The sequence below is a fragment of the Dyella terrae genome, assembly GCF_004322705.1.
GTDB lineage: Bacteria > Pseudomonadota > Gammaproteobacteria > Xanthomonadales > Rhodanobacteraceae > Dyella_D > Dyella_D terrae.
Genome location: NZ_SIZZ01000001.1, coordinates 779,600 through 794,742 on the forward strand (window position 1 = coordinate 779,600; position 15,143 = coordinate 794,742).

Here is a 15,143-nt window from a genome sequence, read left to right on the forward strand (position 1 = left end):
ACCACACAAATGCAAAAGCGCGGGGCTGGCCCGCGCTCTGCTGTTCGATCGTCTGCTTCAGAAGTTCCACGTCACGCTGAATGCCGGTCCGCTGAGCGTCGCTTTCTTCACGAAATTGTCGCTGTCTGACTGGTGGTACTCGACATCGCGATAGAGGAGGGCGATGTTGCCCCAGTTGAACGCGTACGCCACGCCGGCCTTCAGCTGGAAGGTGCTGTCTGAGCCGCCCGCGCCCACATCGACGTAGTAGGGGAAGAACCAGCCGCTGTCGTGGAAAGGCGTCCACGCGCCTTTCAGGCCGACGATGGCGTCGGTCACATGCATCTGGTTATTGCGATGGCCGCTGGTGGCAATGTTGAAGTTGCCGGCATTGCCGTTGGCGTTGAAGTTCCAGTCCAGGTTGCCCTTCAACCACAGGTATCGGGCGCCGAAGATCAGGTCGACGTAGCCGATGTCGCTGTGGCCAATGGAGTAGAGCGCCGACACATTGAACATGCCGCCCTTGATGCCCCAGCGCGTATCGAGTCCGAGATTGGCACCGACACGGTCGCCGCCGATGGAGGTGAAGCGTCCCTTTTCGTCGGAGAACTTGACCCAGTCGAGGTCGGTGTAAATGCCCCAGTCATTCTTGCGCGCCTCGAACTCCAGCATGAATGCGCCGCTCAGATAATCGAAGATGCTGCCATTGGTCTTGCTCTCCACCGAACCTTCAGGGAGCCGGTAGCGCATGGTCGCCGAAATGCCCGGCAGCCAGCCGTAGGGCGTGATGCTGTAGTGCCAGTTGCCGTCCCAGTTGTTCGGCACCGGCTCGCCCGCTTGCGCGGTGCTCGCGCAGGCCATCGAAAACAGCAAGGCAGGTGCGATAACGCGGGAAGCTACGAAGGCCGCAAGTTTCTTCATGGCGACTCATCCATCGGGGGTCTCACCTGATCTTCCGCCGCGTTCCGGGCATTTCCCAGCGAAGTAATACCTACCGTCATTACGCAAATTTACGGGGTATCCACGAAAGCTTTTCGACAGGAAGGAGGGGGCGTACTTTTGCTTAGTGAAAGCACCGCATTTATGCGCTTCTGCGCGCTTCGGGGACGAGCGCAAGCTTCGCCGACACGGTCGCCACCTGGGGCGACACTTAGGGGTACGACATGCAAAAGCACCGGCTCACCTCGGTCACCCTGCTGGCCGCGCTCATGTGCCTCAGCTCCGCCGCCAGTGCCGCTGAACTGGTGTGTCGCATGCAATTCTCATTGAGTAGCTGGTCGGTGTTCTACAAACGCACCACGGGCGAAGGCACGATCAAGTGCACCGATGGCAGCACGCTCAAGGTCAAACTCACCGCCAATGGCGGTGGCATGAGCGTCGGGCAATCCAAGATCAAGGATGGCGTGGGCAAGTTCACCGGGCTCGCCACGGCGCGCGACATTCTTGGTACGTACGCCCAGGCGGATTCGACACTCGCCGCGGGCCAGGCGTCGACCAACCAGGTGCTCACGAAAGGTTCCGTCTCGATGTACCTCTCCGGCAAGGGCGAGGGCGTGACGCTGGGAATTGCCATTGGCGGCATGACCATCGAAGAGGCGAAGTAGGGAGACCGCGTCGCTGCCCCGGACTCCCCAGGGGCCCTTATTGCGCCTCAAGCAATGCCACGGAACCCTGTCCGCCGTCCGCGCAGATGCTGACGATGGCGCGGGTACCCGGCGGCTGCGCGGCCAGCTCTTTCACGGCCTGGCTGAGGATGCGCGCACCGGTGGCGCCGAACGGATGTCCGAGCGCCACGCTGCCGCCATGTGGGTTGATGCGCTCACGGGGAAACACGCCGAACGCCGCGTCCACCCCGGCGCGCTCGCGCAGGAACGTCGGGTCTTCCAGGGCTTTGACGTGGAACAGCACCTGCGCAGCGAAGGCTTCGTGGATCTCCCACAGTGCGATGTCTTCGTAACGCAGGCCCTGCCGCGCGAGCAGCCGCGGAATGGCAAAGGCCGGTGCCATCAGCAGACCTTCGACGCGGAAGTCCACCGCGGCGATTTCCCAGTCGATGAGCCGGACGCGCGGGGTCGATGAGGGCAGGCGGGCCATGCCTTGTTTCGAGCCCACCCACAGTGACGAGGCGCCGTCGGTCAGGGGTGAGGAGTTGCCGGCCGTCAGGGTGCCCTTGCCGCTGGTCCGGTCAAACGCGGGTGGCAATTTCGCGAGCTTTTCCAGCGATGTGTCCTTGCGTGGTATGCCATCGCGTTTCAGGTCCCGCACGGGCAGGACGAGGCTGTCGAAGAAGCCATCTTCCCAGCCTGCCACGGCGCGTTGGTGGCTGCCGAGCGCCCAGGCGTCTTGCTCTTCGCGACCGATATGCCATGCCTTCGCCGTGATCTCGGTGTGTTCGCCCATGCTCATGCCCGTGGTGCGATTGGTCACCGATGGCACGTAAAGCGCGATGTCCTTGAGCTTGAGTTCCGTCGCATGCGACACCTTCTCGCCCACGGATCGTGCCTTCTGGAAACCCCGCATCCAGTCGGAAAGGCGCTGGCCCAGCCCGAGCTGGATGTGGCTCATGCTCTCCACGCCGCCGACCAGGGCCAGGTTGCGTGACGATCCATCGATCATGCCCGCCGCTTCCAAAGCCCCGATCATGCTGGTCGAGCAGGCCATGATGGTGGAGAAGGCCGGAATCGTCGCGGGCAAGCCCGCATCCACCAGAACTTCACGCGCGATGTTGCTCCAGGTGAGATTGGGGGCCACGGTGCCCCACACGGCGAAGTCGGGGGTTCCCTGAGCCAGTTGTGCCTGCATGGCCTGCGCGACCGGCACGGAAAGCGCAATCGCGTCCAGCCCGGCCAGGCCCGTGTCGACTTTGGCAAAGGGTGTGCGCAGGCCCGCGGCAAGCCAGATCTCAGCAGAAGGGTTCATGGGCGTCCTTGAATGTGGAAGGGAGGTGAAGAAGCCGGTTGGCGAGCTGATATGACGTATGAAGCGTCATGGCGCGATGAAGGCGACGGGCGTGCACCTTTTCGCGGTGGGATACCGGTATGCTCCGCGACTTGCATCCTGAGGGGGAGGCAAGGAATGCCAGCGTACTGGAAGAGCGTCGTCGCTACCGTCGTGGTGGTGGCGGTCGCGTGGACGTTTCGCATGGCCATGGTCGAGCGTGCGCAGACGGATATGCTTCAGGCCGTGGAAGCCATGCAACAGCAACAGGTCGCCATGGCCCAGCGTCAGGCCGTGGAAGCGCGTGCGCAGTCGCGCCGCATGGCTGCGCCCGAAGAAGGGCGCGTGCTCGCATCGAACGAGACATGCGTCGGCGGATCGATCGTGCGCCTTGAACAGATCGATGGTGTGCCGACGTATACGCAGGTCACGGATGGTTCGAAGCCGGTCATGTGCCCGGCCCCCTGAGCCGGTCAAGCAGGGCCGTCCATGGCCCGTATCAGCTCAGCCCCGGATAAAGGCCAGTATGTCCTTGTTGAGCTCATCTGCGTGGGTCGTCAGCATGCCATGCGGATAGCCGGGATAGATCTTCAGCGTCGCGTTCTTCAGGATCTTTGCCGAGAGCACGCCCGCATCCTTGTACGGCACGACCTGGTCGTCATCGCCATGCAACACGAGCGCAGGCAGGTCGATCTTCTTCAGGTCGTCGTTGAAGTCGGTCTCTGAGAAGGCCTTGATGCAGTCGTAGTGGGCCTGTGCACCGCCCATCATGCCCTGTCGCCACCAGTTGCGAATGGTGCCCTGGGACACATGGGCGCCCGGTCGGTTAAAGCCATAGAAGGGCCCGCTGGCGATGTCCAGGAAAAACTGCGCGCGATTGGCGAGCAGGGCCTGGCGAAAGCCGTCGAATACCTCAAGCGGCGTGCCATCGGGATTGTTGGCGTTCTTCACCATGATTGGCGGAACCGCGCCCACGAGCACGATTTTCGCGGTGCGCTTCATGCCGTAGTTGGCCACGTAATGCACCACTTCGCCGCCGCCGGTGGAATGGCCGATATGGATGGCGTCGTGCAGGTCGAGTTTCTCGGTCAGTGCCGCCAGGTCAGCGGCGTAGTGATCCATGTCATTGCCCTCGAAGGTCTGTGACGAACGACCGTGACCGCGACGATCATGCGCAATGACTCGAAAACCCTGCGCTGCAAAGAACAGCATCTGCGCATCCCAGTCATCCGATGACAGCGGCCAGCCGTGGCTGAACACGATGGGCTGCCCCTTGCCCCAGTCCTTGTAGAAGATCTCAACGCCATCTTTGGTCGTGATCGTGTCGTTCATTGCGCAGGCTCCAGGGTCGGGGCGGCATGGCATATGCCGCTCAAAGAACAGCCCGTCAGGGCCGCCCGCCAGGGAAGGCAGCCATGACCGGAAAGTGATGTCGTCATGTCCTGAGCGGACGGGACGAGTACAGCGTGTGAAGGTTGCGCACGCCAGGTTGCAAAGGCGTGAATATGACAAGCCAGATAACCACGACTTTGGTATGGGTTGACGCTTTGCATGCCGGGGTTTTTGGCAAGCTCCCGATTTCATCGCGGGAGCCTGTGATGACCGAGCGATTCGATGCCATCGTGGTGGGTGCAGGGCAGGCGGGGCCGCCGCTGGCGGAGCGATTGGGCAAGTCCGGTCGCAAAGTGGCCATCATCGAGCGCAAAGACGTCGGGGGGACGTGCGTCAATACCGGTTGCATCCCCACCAAATCGATGGTGGCCAGCGCGTACGTCGCCTATCAGTCCGGCCGGGCCGCGGAATACGGCGTGCGTGCCGGCAACGTTCAAGTGATGATGGATGAGGTGTGGCGTCGCACGCGGGGCATTTCCGAACGCTCGCGCGGCAACGTCGAACAATGGATCGCGGGCATGGCCGGCGTGAAGCTCTTTCGTGGTCACGCCCGATTCGAATCGCCCACCACCCTGCGCGTGGGCGATGACGTGATGGAGGCGGACGAGATTTTCCTCAACGTCGGTGGCCGCGCCACGCGGCCGCCATTTCCGGGCATCGACTCCGTTCCCTACCTGGACAACGTGGGCGTGATGGGACTGCGTGAACTTCCCGAGCATCTGGTCATCGTCGGTGGCAGCTACATCGGACTTGAATTTGCCCAGATGTTCCGCCGATTCGGTTCGCAGGTAAGCGTCGTCGAGCGCAGCAAGCGCCTGCTTCCTCGCGAGGATCCTGAGATTGCCGATGCCGTGGTGGACATCCTCAAGCGCGAAGGCATCACGATCCACACCGGTGCCGAGTGCATCGAACTGAAAGGGAGCTCGGGCCAGGTCTGTGTTGTCGCGGCGTGCGCCGATCCGCGCATGGAGGTGCGCGGCAGCCACCTGTTGCTTGCCGTGGGAAGGCAGCCAAACACGGATGACCTGGGTCTTGAGCGTGCCGGCGTGGCAACGGATGAGCGAGGCTACATCCACGTCGATGATCAGTGCCGCACAAGTGTCGCTGGCATCTGGGCCATGGGGGACTGCAACGGCAAGGGAGCGTTTACGCATACGTCGTTCAACGATTACGAAATTGTCGCCGCCAACGTGCTCGATCACGACGCGCGCCGCATCAGCGATCGCATCAATACTTACGCACTCTTCATCGATCCGCCGTTGGGGCGCATCGGGCTCAATGAGGAGGAGGCCCGCAAGGCGGGACATGACGTCCTGGTCGGTGTTCGACCGATGACGCGCGTGGGACGCGCCATCGAGCGCGGTGAGACGCTGGGTACGATGAAGGTGATCGTCGATGCGGCGACGCGCAAACTGCTGGGTGCCGTGATTCTGGGTGTCAACGGCGATGAGGCGATCCACAGCCTTCTGGACGCCATGTATGCCAACGTGCCCATCGACACCGTCACGCATGCCGTTCACATCCATCCCACCGTGGCCGAGCTGCTGCCGACCGTCTTGCAGGACCTCCATCCAGCGGACCGCGGCTAGCGTCCACGGGCCTGCAAAAGCAGTGGTTTTCACGCTCCCTTTATCCGCATTCTTTGATTGTCTCGCGGCAGCGGAGAACGGACGGACGCGACGGCTTGGGACGGATGACAGACCATCGTGCAGGGCAGGCTTACGGGGCCAACGTGAGTGGCGGATCGATGCGAACACGCCCTGGGCGGCCATCGACGACTTCCGGTTGCCGGCGCTCGATCACTGACATGGGGCGATATGCCATGCGGGTTACACGGCCGGTGCGGTTCGGATCGTTGATCCTGGGATTCGTGGTGGCGTTTGCCGCCGCAGCCATGCCGCCCCAGTCCAGCCGAAGGGCTGGGCCCTCCACGCCGGAAACTCCTGCGCCGGCTGCATCGTCGACGGTTGCAGCGGCCCAGCCAATAGCGGTCGCGGGCCAGACCCGCCAGCTCAGCCTGAGCGACATGGGTGGGTACGAAACGGTAAAGCTGCGCGGCGTGGATCCCACGACCACGCTGAACGTCTCTGTCCGCAATGACGAAGTGGTGACGGCAGCCAGGCTCAAGCTTGTCTATACCTATTCGCCGTCGTTGATCTATGCGCTATCGCATCTGAAGATCTATCTGAACGGTGAGGTGATCGCTACGCTGCCTCTGGACAAAGATTCCGCCGGTGGCACGGTCAGGAAGGACATCGACCTCGACCCGCGCCTGTTCACCGACTTCAATCGCATCAGTGTGCAGATGATTGCGCACTACACCATGGATCATTGCGAGGATCCGTATCACTCAACCTTGTGGACGGACATCAGCCCGGAAACGTCGCTGGCCCTCACCACGTCCGACATCGCCTTGCCCAACAGCCTGGCGTTGCTGCCGGCACCGTTCTTTGACCGCCGCGACAATCGTTCGCTGAATATTCCCTTTGTACTTCCCGCGCAGGCGGATCCTGCCGTGCTGCGCGCCGCTGGCGTGGTGTCGTCATGGCTGGGGGCGCTGGCAGACTGGCGCGGCGCGCGGTTTCCGGTGAGCGCAGCACCCCCTGCAGACAGCCATGCCGTGGCGTTCGCGTTGCCCAACGCGCACCCCGACGGCGTCAACCTGACGGATCTCAAGGGCCCGACGGTACTCGTGATGCCCAATCCCGCCAGCCCGCCGGAATCCGGACGCAAGCTGCTCGTCATTGCCGGCCGGGATGCCAAGGAGTTGCAGCAGGCCGCCGATGCGCTGGTGCTGGGGCAGGTCAGCATGTCCGGCGATCGCGCCTTGGTAAATGCCATTGACCTGGGCCCGGAGCGCAAGCCTTACGACGCACCCAACTGGGCGCCCGTCGATCGCGTGGTGACGTTCAAGGAACTTGTCACCGACCCGTCGCAGCTGGAAGCGGCCGGTTTCAACCCGCCGGCCATCCGCGTGAAGATGCGCCTGCCGCCGGACATGTTCGCCTGGGCGCGCAACAGCGTTCCGCTGGACGTCCACTATCGCTATACGGCGCCGTCCTCGTACAACGATTCTGTCCTGAACGTCGGCATCAATGATCAGTTGCTTCGATCGGTGCGCCTGCGCCCGCTGGATACGTCGGCCGCCGACCGACAGTTCAACGTACCGTTGCTCTCGGGCAATGTATCGCGCGGTGCTGAGGAGATCCGCGTGCCGGCGTTGCGGATCGGGAGCAACAATGAGTTCCAGTTCCAGTTCCACATGGATTCGCAGAAGACCGGCTTATGCGTATCGACCGCGACCAACAGCGCGCGTGCCGCGATCGATCCGGACTCGACCATCGACTTCAGTCAGTTCGTGCACTACACCTCGATGCCCAACCTGGCGTTCATTGCATCGAGCGGTTATCCGTTCACGCGCATGGCTGACCTGGCCGATACGGCCGTCGTCATGCCGGATGCGCCCAATGCAAAGGATCAGGAAGCCTTCCTGGCCCTGCTGGGCCGCATGGGGCGCATGAGCGGCTTGCCGGCCTTGCGGGTGTCGGTGGTGCCCGCTGCATCCATCGACACGGTCAAGAACAAAGACCTGATCGTGATTGGCACGGGCTCCGCCGCTGACCTGCTCGGCAAGTGGGGCAAAGGCATGCCGATGGTGATCGAACGCAGCCAGAACCAGCTGCAGTTGCGCGAACAATCGCGCGGCGCGCCGGGCACCGTCGGTAGCGTCGACGTGAGCGTGAACGGTCCCATGGCCGCGCTGGTCGGTTTCGAATCGCCCTATGCACGCAAGCGCAGCGTCGTGGCGCTGGAAGCCAATGCGTCCGATCGCCTGATGGATGTGCTCGATGTACTCGGTGACGACGCACGCGTTGGCGAAGTGCGCGGCGACCTCACGGTCGTGCGGCAGAAGGTGGTGGTTGGCCTCTCCGCAGGAGAGACGTATGACGTCGGGCATCTGCCCTGGTATGCCTGGTTGTGGGTACATATCTCGCGCTATCCCGTGCTGATGGCGATCGCCGGCATCCTCGCGGGCCTGTTCGTTGCGATGAGCGTGTTCTGGGCGCTAGGCCGTATCGCCGCGCGCCGGCTCGACAGGTGATGCATGCGAATGGCCCGGGTCATGTGGTGGCGCGCGATGGTGATGGGATTCGTGCTGACGACGTCAGGCGCAGCGATGGCTTCGTCGTGCGCCTGGCCTGACTGGGACCACTTCAGGCAAACCACCCTGAGCAAAGACGGGCGCGTCATCGACGCAAGTACGCCCGAGCAGGTAACGGTATCGGAAGGTCAGGCGTACGGGCTGTTCTTCGCGCTGGTGGCGAATGACCGGCCGACCTTCGATCTCCTGCTGACCTGGACACAGAACAACCTTGCCCAGGGTGACCTGTCGCAGCACCTCCCGGCATGGCAGTGGGGACGTCGCGCCGCGAAGCCCGGCGAACCGGAAAGCTGGGGCGTGCTCGACAGCAACAGCGCCTCGGATGCCGATCTGTGGATCGCCTACGCTTTGCTCGAAGCCGGGCGACTCTGGCACGAGCGCAGCTATACCGCGCTCGGTACCGTGCTTGCACGGGAGATCCTTGCGAAAGAAACGACAGCGATACCGGATCTTGGTCGCACCGTGATGCCAGGTCCCGTGGGATTTCAGCCCGATAAGGACACGTGGCGCCTCAATCCCAGTTATGTGCCGCTGCAAGTCATGACGCGCCTGGCGCAAGCATTGCCGACGCAAACGGAGTGGAGGTCGCTCCTGGAAAGCTCGCGGCGTGTACTGGTGGAGACGGCGCCCAGGGGCTACTCGCCCGACTGGATTCTTTACCGACGCGGCAAAGGTTTTCAGCCCGATGAGGCCTCGCAGGCCGAGAGCGCCTATAACGCGATTCGCGTTTACTTATGGGCCGGCACGATGGCGCCGAACACGGCTTCGCGCGATGCCGTGCTTGCGACATTCCGGCCCCTGGCCGATGACGTCGCCGCCCGCGGCGCACCGCCCGAGCGCGTCGATACGCGCACGGGCGAAGCAGGCAAGCATGATGGCAATGCCGGGTTCTCGGCGGCGGTCGCGCCGTATCTGGCCGCACTGGGTCGCAACGATCTTGCGCAGGCGCAAGTCGAGCGTGCGCGCTCGCTGGCTCGTCAGTCACCGCTTGGCTATTACAGCCAGGTACTGGCCTTGTTCGGCCTCGGTTACCTGGACGGTCAGTATCGCTTTGACGCCGATGGCACCGTCGTACCCGCCTGGAAGACCTCGTGTCCCGCGCCGCGCTGACAGGGTTGACGCCCATGTTGGCGCTGCTCGTGATGGGCAGCATGCCGATGGCGATTTGCGCGCAGTCCGCCGCGCCGGCAGCCAGCCCCCAGATGCAACAGTTGCTCGATTCGGCGCGTGTCTGGCTGGCCAAGGGGCGTCCGGACATGGCGCGTGGCATTGTCGAGAAGGCGCTGGTGAGCGATCCCACCCAGCCGGATGCGCTGGCGATGCTCGGCCAGATCCAGCTGACCTCGAACCAGGTCATCGATGCCGGCAAGACGCTGCAACAACTGCAGAAGCTTTATCCCCATCACCCCGCGACGCTGCAACTGGCGCAGTCCTACCGACTGGCTACCACCGACCGCACGGCGCTCGCCGAGGCGCGCCTGCTCGCGCGTTCGGGCAAGTCGGACGAGGCGTGGCAAAAGATGCAGGCGCTGTTTCCAAACGGTGCGCCCAGTGGGGCGCTTGCACAGGATTACTACCGAGTCATGGCCGGTTCCACCAACGGACGCGATCGCGCGCTGGCCGAACTTCGACAACGTACGGCGAAGAACCCGGATGACCTGGGCCTCGCGCTCACCCTGGCGGACCTGCTCACCGATCGCGCATCGACCCGGCTCGAAGGCCTGGACATCATCTATCGCGTCTACCAGCGGCAAGACAGCAACCGTGCGCAGGCGCTGGAGTTGTGGCGTCGCGCACTGAACAGCGCAGGGCGGGACGATCCGGCTTACTACGTCTGGTATCTGCGATACCTCAAGGAAGTGCCGGACGACGCCAACGCCAGGGATGCGCTTGCCGCGCTGGCGAAGAAGGGCGGTGCAAGCTACGTACCGCCCCCGAAGGAAAGCGCGCCCGTGGCGGCGGCCAGGGCGCCGGCTGAGACGCCTGCGTCCGTTCGCCAGGGACGCGCATGGGGAGAGCAGGGCTTGGTGGCCATGCGGGCAGGCCGGCACGACGAAGCCCGCGGGCTCTTCGAGCGGGCACTCAGGCTCGATCCTGACAACGCGTCGAAGTGGCGAAGCCTTATGAACACTTCGGCGTTCTGGGGCACGCTGGCAAAGGCGCGCAACGCGAATGCGGCCGGTGATCCGGTGCACGGTGAAGCGCTGGCCCGCGACGCGCTGAAGATGCAGCCGAACCAGGCCGACGCCCGCAAGGTCTTGGCTACGTCCCTCATCGCCCAGGAGAAATGGGCCGAGGCGGAGCAGATCCTGCGGCCGATGGTCGAAGCACCGAAGCCTGATGCCGACGCCCTCGAACAGCTTGCCCGTGTTTATGTCGCCACGCATCGCACCGCCGAGCTGACTCCACTGATCGCCCGTGCGGAAGAGCGCGCCACGGGCTCGACGGATGCGATGCGCGAACTCCGGGCACAGCTGCTGTCGATCGAGGCTGACCAGATGATTGCCGATGGGCGTCACGGTGCCGCCGTGCTGAAACTCGAGGAGGCAGTTCGCCTGACGCCTGGCAACGCGTGGCTCCGCTACACACTGGCGCGACAGTATCGCGACATGGGTTTGCCCGCGACCGGTCGAGGTGTCATGGACGATGGCCTTCGTGTCGAAGCATCGCCCGACATGCGCTACGCGACCGCGCTCTACCTCAACTCGCTTGATGAGATCGACGCGGCGAGCGCCGTGCTCGCCAAAGTGCCGGATGCACAACGTTCCGACGGCATGCGCGAACTGGCCGCCAACCTGAGGGTTCAGGGCGAACTGCGTGACGTGCGGGCCCTCGTGGCGCAAGGGCACCGCCAGGAAGCGGCTGCGCGACTGGATGCCATGGCGGCGGAGGTTCCGGACGATCCGCAAATGCTCGCCAGCATCGGGCGCGAGTGGATCGCACTGGGCGAACCCGAAAAGGGTCTGCAACAGGTACGACACTGGCTCGACACGCATCCGGACGACCCCGCCATCGGCGTGCGCTTGCGATATGGCGAGTTACTCGCATCCGCGAACCGGGACGATGAACTGGGCGCATGGATCGCGGATGCTCGTGCTCGCCCGGGCGTGACGCCCGAGCAGCAGTCGGGCTTCGACGATCAGCTGTTGCGCCTTGCCTTGCGCACGGCCGGCCGGCAGATGGACGCCGGTGACTTCAAGGCGGCTGGCCAGACGCTCGAGGCCGTTCCGGAGGCTGGCAAGGCGGACCGGCGCTGGCTTCTGACGCAGGCGGATCTGCGCGAAGCCCAGGGCGATTATCGCGGCGCGGAAGCTTCCGCGAACGCGATTCTCAAGAAGGACCCCACGGATGCCGAAGCGCGGCTGACCATCGCGCGCATGGAAGCGCGCTTGGGGCACCGTCAGGCCGCCGAAGACATCGTCAACCAGGTGCTGGCCGACACGCCGCCTGACGATGTGGATACCCGCCTTTCGATCGCACGTCGCTATACCGCCCTGGGACGCAACGCTCGCGCTCAGGATGTCGTCGACCCATTGCGCGCGACCAACGGCGAGCGTTCGGACGTCACCATGCAGGCCGGTCGGATCGCGCAGGCGCAGGGTGACTACAACGGCGCCGCCGGGTTGTATCGCGTGGCGCGTCAGCAAGAAGCGGCCGAAGGTGAGTTGCCCAGCGCTGAAGACGGTCTGACGTCCGCCGGCCGCGCGCTGAAAAGCTTGCAGGACCGACGGCAAGGGCAGGTGGCCACGGCGATCATCCAGTCCAACGAATCGGGCAGCAGCGGCATGTCGCGCCTGAACGCGACGGAGATTCCCGTCTATCTGCGCATCCCGGACGGCTACACGGGACACTGGTTCTTCCATGCCGACACGGTGATCCTGCACGCGGACACCTTGCCGGCCGACCGCTTTGATCCGGCGTACAAATTCGGCCAGATTGCTGCGTGGGGAAATGCGGGCCTGCGTCCGATCGATCAGTCGGACAAGGGCGTCGCCCTCGCCGCCGGCTACGACTTCAGCGGCGCAAGCAACAGCTGGCGTGCCGACATCGGCAGCTCGCCGCTTGGGTTCACGGTTCATCAGGTGCTGGGTGGATTCGCGTACCGGCACGATTTCTACAACGCCTCGCTGTCGCTGGATGTCTCGCGACGGCCGGTGACCGCCAGCCTGCTTTCCTACGCCGGTGCGCGCGACCCGGTAACAGGAGATACCTGGGGTGGCGTGGTCCGCAACAGCATCACCGTGCGCGGAGCGCAGGACGTGGGGCGCTCCACCTTGTTCGCCTCGCTGGGTTACGGCACCTACGACGGCAAAGACACGCGAAGCAACCAGGACTTCCGCCTGCGCACCGGCATCGACTGGCCGGTCTATGTGTCGCCCGATCAGCGTTTCAGCAGCGGGCTGGTCGTCAACTACTGGCACTACGCCAACAACCAGCATTTCTACACCTACGGCAATGGCGGCTACTACAGCCCTCAAAAATACGTGTCCATCAGCATTCCGCTGGACTGGCGGGGGCGCAAAGGACGCTGGGCATGGGAGCTGGAAGCCTCCGTCGGCCACTCCGACACGCGCGAAGACACGGCGCCGTATTTCCCCACGCGACCGGATCTCCAGCAGCTGGCTACGGCGCGCATGGCGGCGGCCGACCTCGGATCGCCGTACTACGGCTCCGGGAACGGCGGCGGGTTCAGTTACACCGTGGCGGGCGCCCTTGAGTACCGCATCACCGAACACTGGGTGATGGGCACGCGCTTCAAGCTGGACCGTTCACACGACTACGCCCCCAACCTTGGCACGATCTACCTGCGCTACTTCTTCGACCGACAGAGTCTGCCGGTGCCGTACCCGCCCAATCCCGTTCAGCCGTACTCCGCCTACTGACCGGAAGACGAAACGAGGGACGCACGCCTTGAGCCCAGCTACCGACCCGAACCCCAACCCCCAGCGCGCCGCCCGCGCCCGCTTGCGCCTCAACCAGGCGCTGGCCGTCCGTGGCTTGCCGCCGTCGCTGGCCACGCTGGCGACGGGGCGCGTCTATGCGGTGTACGCGAGTCGATCGCCCGCGCGCGACGCCCTGTTCTGGAAAACGGCCGCGAACGCGCTGCTCACGCCCGTGAATGTGCTTTCCACGAGAGCGCCCGGCCATATCGCCTCGGCGCTGAAACAGCATGGGCTGGATATCGATACGCCGAATATCGTCCATCCCAGGTCCAACGTCTGCGCACTGAAGTTGTCGCCGACGCGCGATGGCTGCGATCTGCTCATGGAAGCGCTGCAGGGCATGTCCGATCAGTGCGCCAGTCCGGCGTCACCCTTCCTGATCGAGGGTGTCGCGGCCTGCTTCGCCTGGGACAACCGCGAAAAGCTGCTGCGCCAGGGTGCTGCACTGGCGGACTGGTGCGCGACCACGCGCCACACCGTGCTGATGGTGATGCTGCCGCCGCTCGTGGAGCAGGGCCAGGGCTTTCTTCCGCTGACGGATTTCCAGGTGCAGTTCGCCGGTGCCGCGCAGCTGGTGCACGTGCAGGGCGAGTATCGCTGGGAGGTGGCGTTCTGGCGCGACCATCTGGATGCAACCGCCGCCAATGAATCGATTCCGCTGAGGTTCTCCGCCACCGATCAGCATCTGGTCGTATCGACCGAAAGCACCACCACGCCGGGCATGCTCGCTCCCGATGAAGGCGAAGTCATCGTTGCCCACGATGTCGTGGCGCGCGAACGCACGGTGCCAAAGGGATGGCGTGACCTGCCCAATAACGAGAGCGTGGTCGCCGAGGCCAGCCACGCCATCGCAGCCACGGTGATCCTGCATTACGGCATCCAGGAGAACCTGGCCACCATCGCCAAACAAGTGAACTTCCTGCGTCGCCAATGCGGCAAGGCGCTCAAGATCCTCATTCGCGAAGACAACGTCAGCATTCGTTATGAGCACGTGCTGCTGACGCTCGGCGCCAACGCGATCATTCCGCGCAGTACACCCCTGGCGCAGGTGCAGGTGACCGTCGATGGCGTGCAGGGCCAGCTGTATTCGCGCCCGGTGCCCGACGACTACCGCGCCGCGCTTTCGGCGGCCATGCGCGATTCGACGACGGGCTACGTGCCTGCCCAGCGTTTCATCGATCTGGTACGTGAAGCGGTGGAACGCAGCCGCCCGATTCGCCTTCCCAATGTCTTGTTGCGGCTGCCGCTCGAGCCGGACGTCGCCAGTCTCGATGCCTTGCGCGCCTGCCGCATCCGTCGTACCGGCGACCTGTGCACGGCCGCCGGTGACAGCCTGTACGTATTCTTTTTTGCCTGCTATGTCGACGATGCCACCAAAGCGATGTCGCGGGTATTTGCACGACCGCTCGCCGAACTTTTCCGGGGCGAACTGCGTTGCGGTGATCGCGACGCCATCGCCGCCATGCTCGACGCCTTGCAGAAGGAGATCGCGGAATTGCCCGCACCTGACTACACGGGCCTGATCGAACCGCTGCTCGCCGAGGCACCGCTCGGCGACGCTTCGGCCCCTGCAGAAGCGCGCATGGAGGTGCCCACCTCAACTGCACCGACGCCTGGGGAACTCGGGGACTGGTCCGCCGGGACGTCGCCTGACCAAAGTGGCGCATCGACCGCCGTGCTGCGACCCACGCCGCAACGGACGCGCCTGCCCATGAAGGCGAGGGTCTAGC

Annotated in this window: 10 protein-coding genes; 7 read left to right on the forward strand and 3 right to left on the reverse strand. The window is 64.3% G+C overall.

All coding sequences use genetic code 11. The features are described 5' to 3' along the window. Positions 1-57: 57 nt before the first annotated feature. Entirely contained in the window at positions 58-900 is an 843-nt protein-coding gene (locus tag EYV96_RS03730) for a hypothetical protein (RefSeq protein ID WP_131150149.1), read from the reverse strand. Between the two features lie 242 nt (positions 901-1,142). Between EYV96_RS03730 and EYV96_RS03735 the strand changes: the two genes are divergently transcribed. After that, positions 1,143-1,583, forward strand: coding sequence for a hypothetical protein (locus EYV96_RS03735; RefSeq protein WP_131150150.1), 441 nt, complete (start codon positions 1,143-1,145; stop codon positions 1,581-1,583). Positions 1,584-1,620: 37 nt separating this feature from the next. Here EYV96_RS03735 and EYV96_RS03740 read toward each other — a convergent pair whose 3' ends face one another. Next, positions 1,621-2,898, reverse strand: coding sequence for an acetyl-CoA C-acyltransferase (locus EYV96_RS03740; RefSeq protein ID WP_131150151.1), 1,278 nt, complete (start codon positions 2,896-2,898; stop codon positions 1,621-1,623). A gap of 156 nt (positions 2,899-3,054) precedes the next feature. Between EYV96_RS03740 and EYV96_RS03745 the strand changes: the two genes are divergently transcribed. Then, the gene (locus EYV96_RS03745) at positions 3,055-3,384 is read left to right on the forward strand and encodes a hypothetical protein (RefSeq protein WP_131150152.1); all 330 of its coding nucleotides are present in this window, start codon (positions 3,055-3,057) and stop codon (positions 3,382-3,384) included. Between the two features lie 36 nt (positions 3,385-3,420). Here EYV96_RS03745 and EYV96_RS03750 read toward each other — a convergent pair whose 3' ends face one another. Then, the gene (locus tag EYV96_RS03750) at positions 3,421-4,248 is read right to left on the reverse strand and encodes an alpha/beta fold hydrolase (protein WP_205746079.1); all 828 of its coding nucleotides are present in this window, start codon (positions 4,246-4,248) and stop codon (positions 3,421-3,423) included. A gap of 266 nt (positions 4,249-4,514) precedes the next feature. Between EYV96_RS03750 and EYV96_RS03755 the strand changes: the two genes are divergently transcribed. The 5 genes from EYV96_RS03755 (at position 4,515) to bcsE (ending at position 15,142) form a co-directional block, all read left to right on the forward strand. After that, positions 4,515-5,897, forward strand: a complete 1,383-nt coding sequence (locus EYV96_RS03755) for an FAD-containing oxidoreductase (RefSeq protein ID WP_131150154.1) — start codon at positions 4,515-4,517, stop codon at positions 5,895-5,897. Positions 5,898-6,130: 233 nt separating this feature from the next. After that, a complete protein-coding gene (gene bcsB, locus EYV96_RS03760; RefSeq protein ID WP_165488570.1) occupies positions 6,131-8,410 on the forward strand; it encodes a cellulose biosynthesis cyclic di-GMP-binding regulatory protein BcsB in 2,280 nt (759 codons plus the stop codon). Between the two features lie 9 nt (positions 8,411-8,419). Continuing rightward, the gene (gene bcsZ, locus EYV96_RS03765; protein WP_240732333.1) at positions 8,420-9,580 is read left to right on the forward strand and encodes a cellulose synthase complex periplasmic endoglucanase BcsZ; all 1,161 of its coding nucleotides are present in this window, start codon (positions 8,420-8,422) and stop codon (positions 9,578-9,580) included. 14 nt (positions 9,581-9,594) lie between these two features. Further along, the gene (locus EYV96_RS03770) at positions 9,595-13,353 is read left to right on the forward strand and encodes a cellulose biosynthesis protein BcsC (RefSeq protein ID WP_131150155.1); all 3,759 of its coding nucleotides are present in this window, start codon (positions 9,595-9,597) and stop codon (positions 13,351-13,353) included. A 28-nt stretch (positions 13,354-13,381) separates the two neighbouring features. Continuing rightward, the gene (gene bcsE / locus EYV96_RS03775; RefSeq protein WP_131150156.1) at positions 13,382-15,142 is read left to right on the forward strand and encodes a cellulose biosynthesis protein BcsE; all 1,761 of its coding nucleotides are present in this window, start codon (positions 13,382-13,384) and stop codon (positions 15,140-15,142) included. Position 15,143 lies beyond the last annotated feature (1 nt).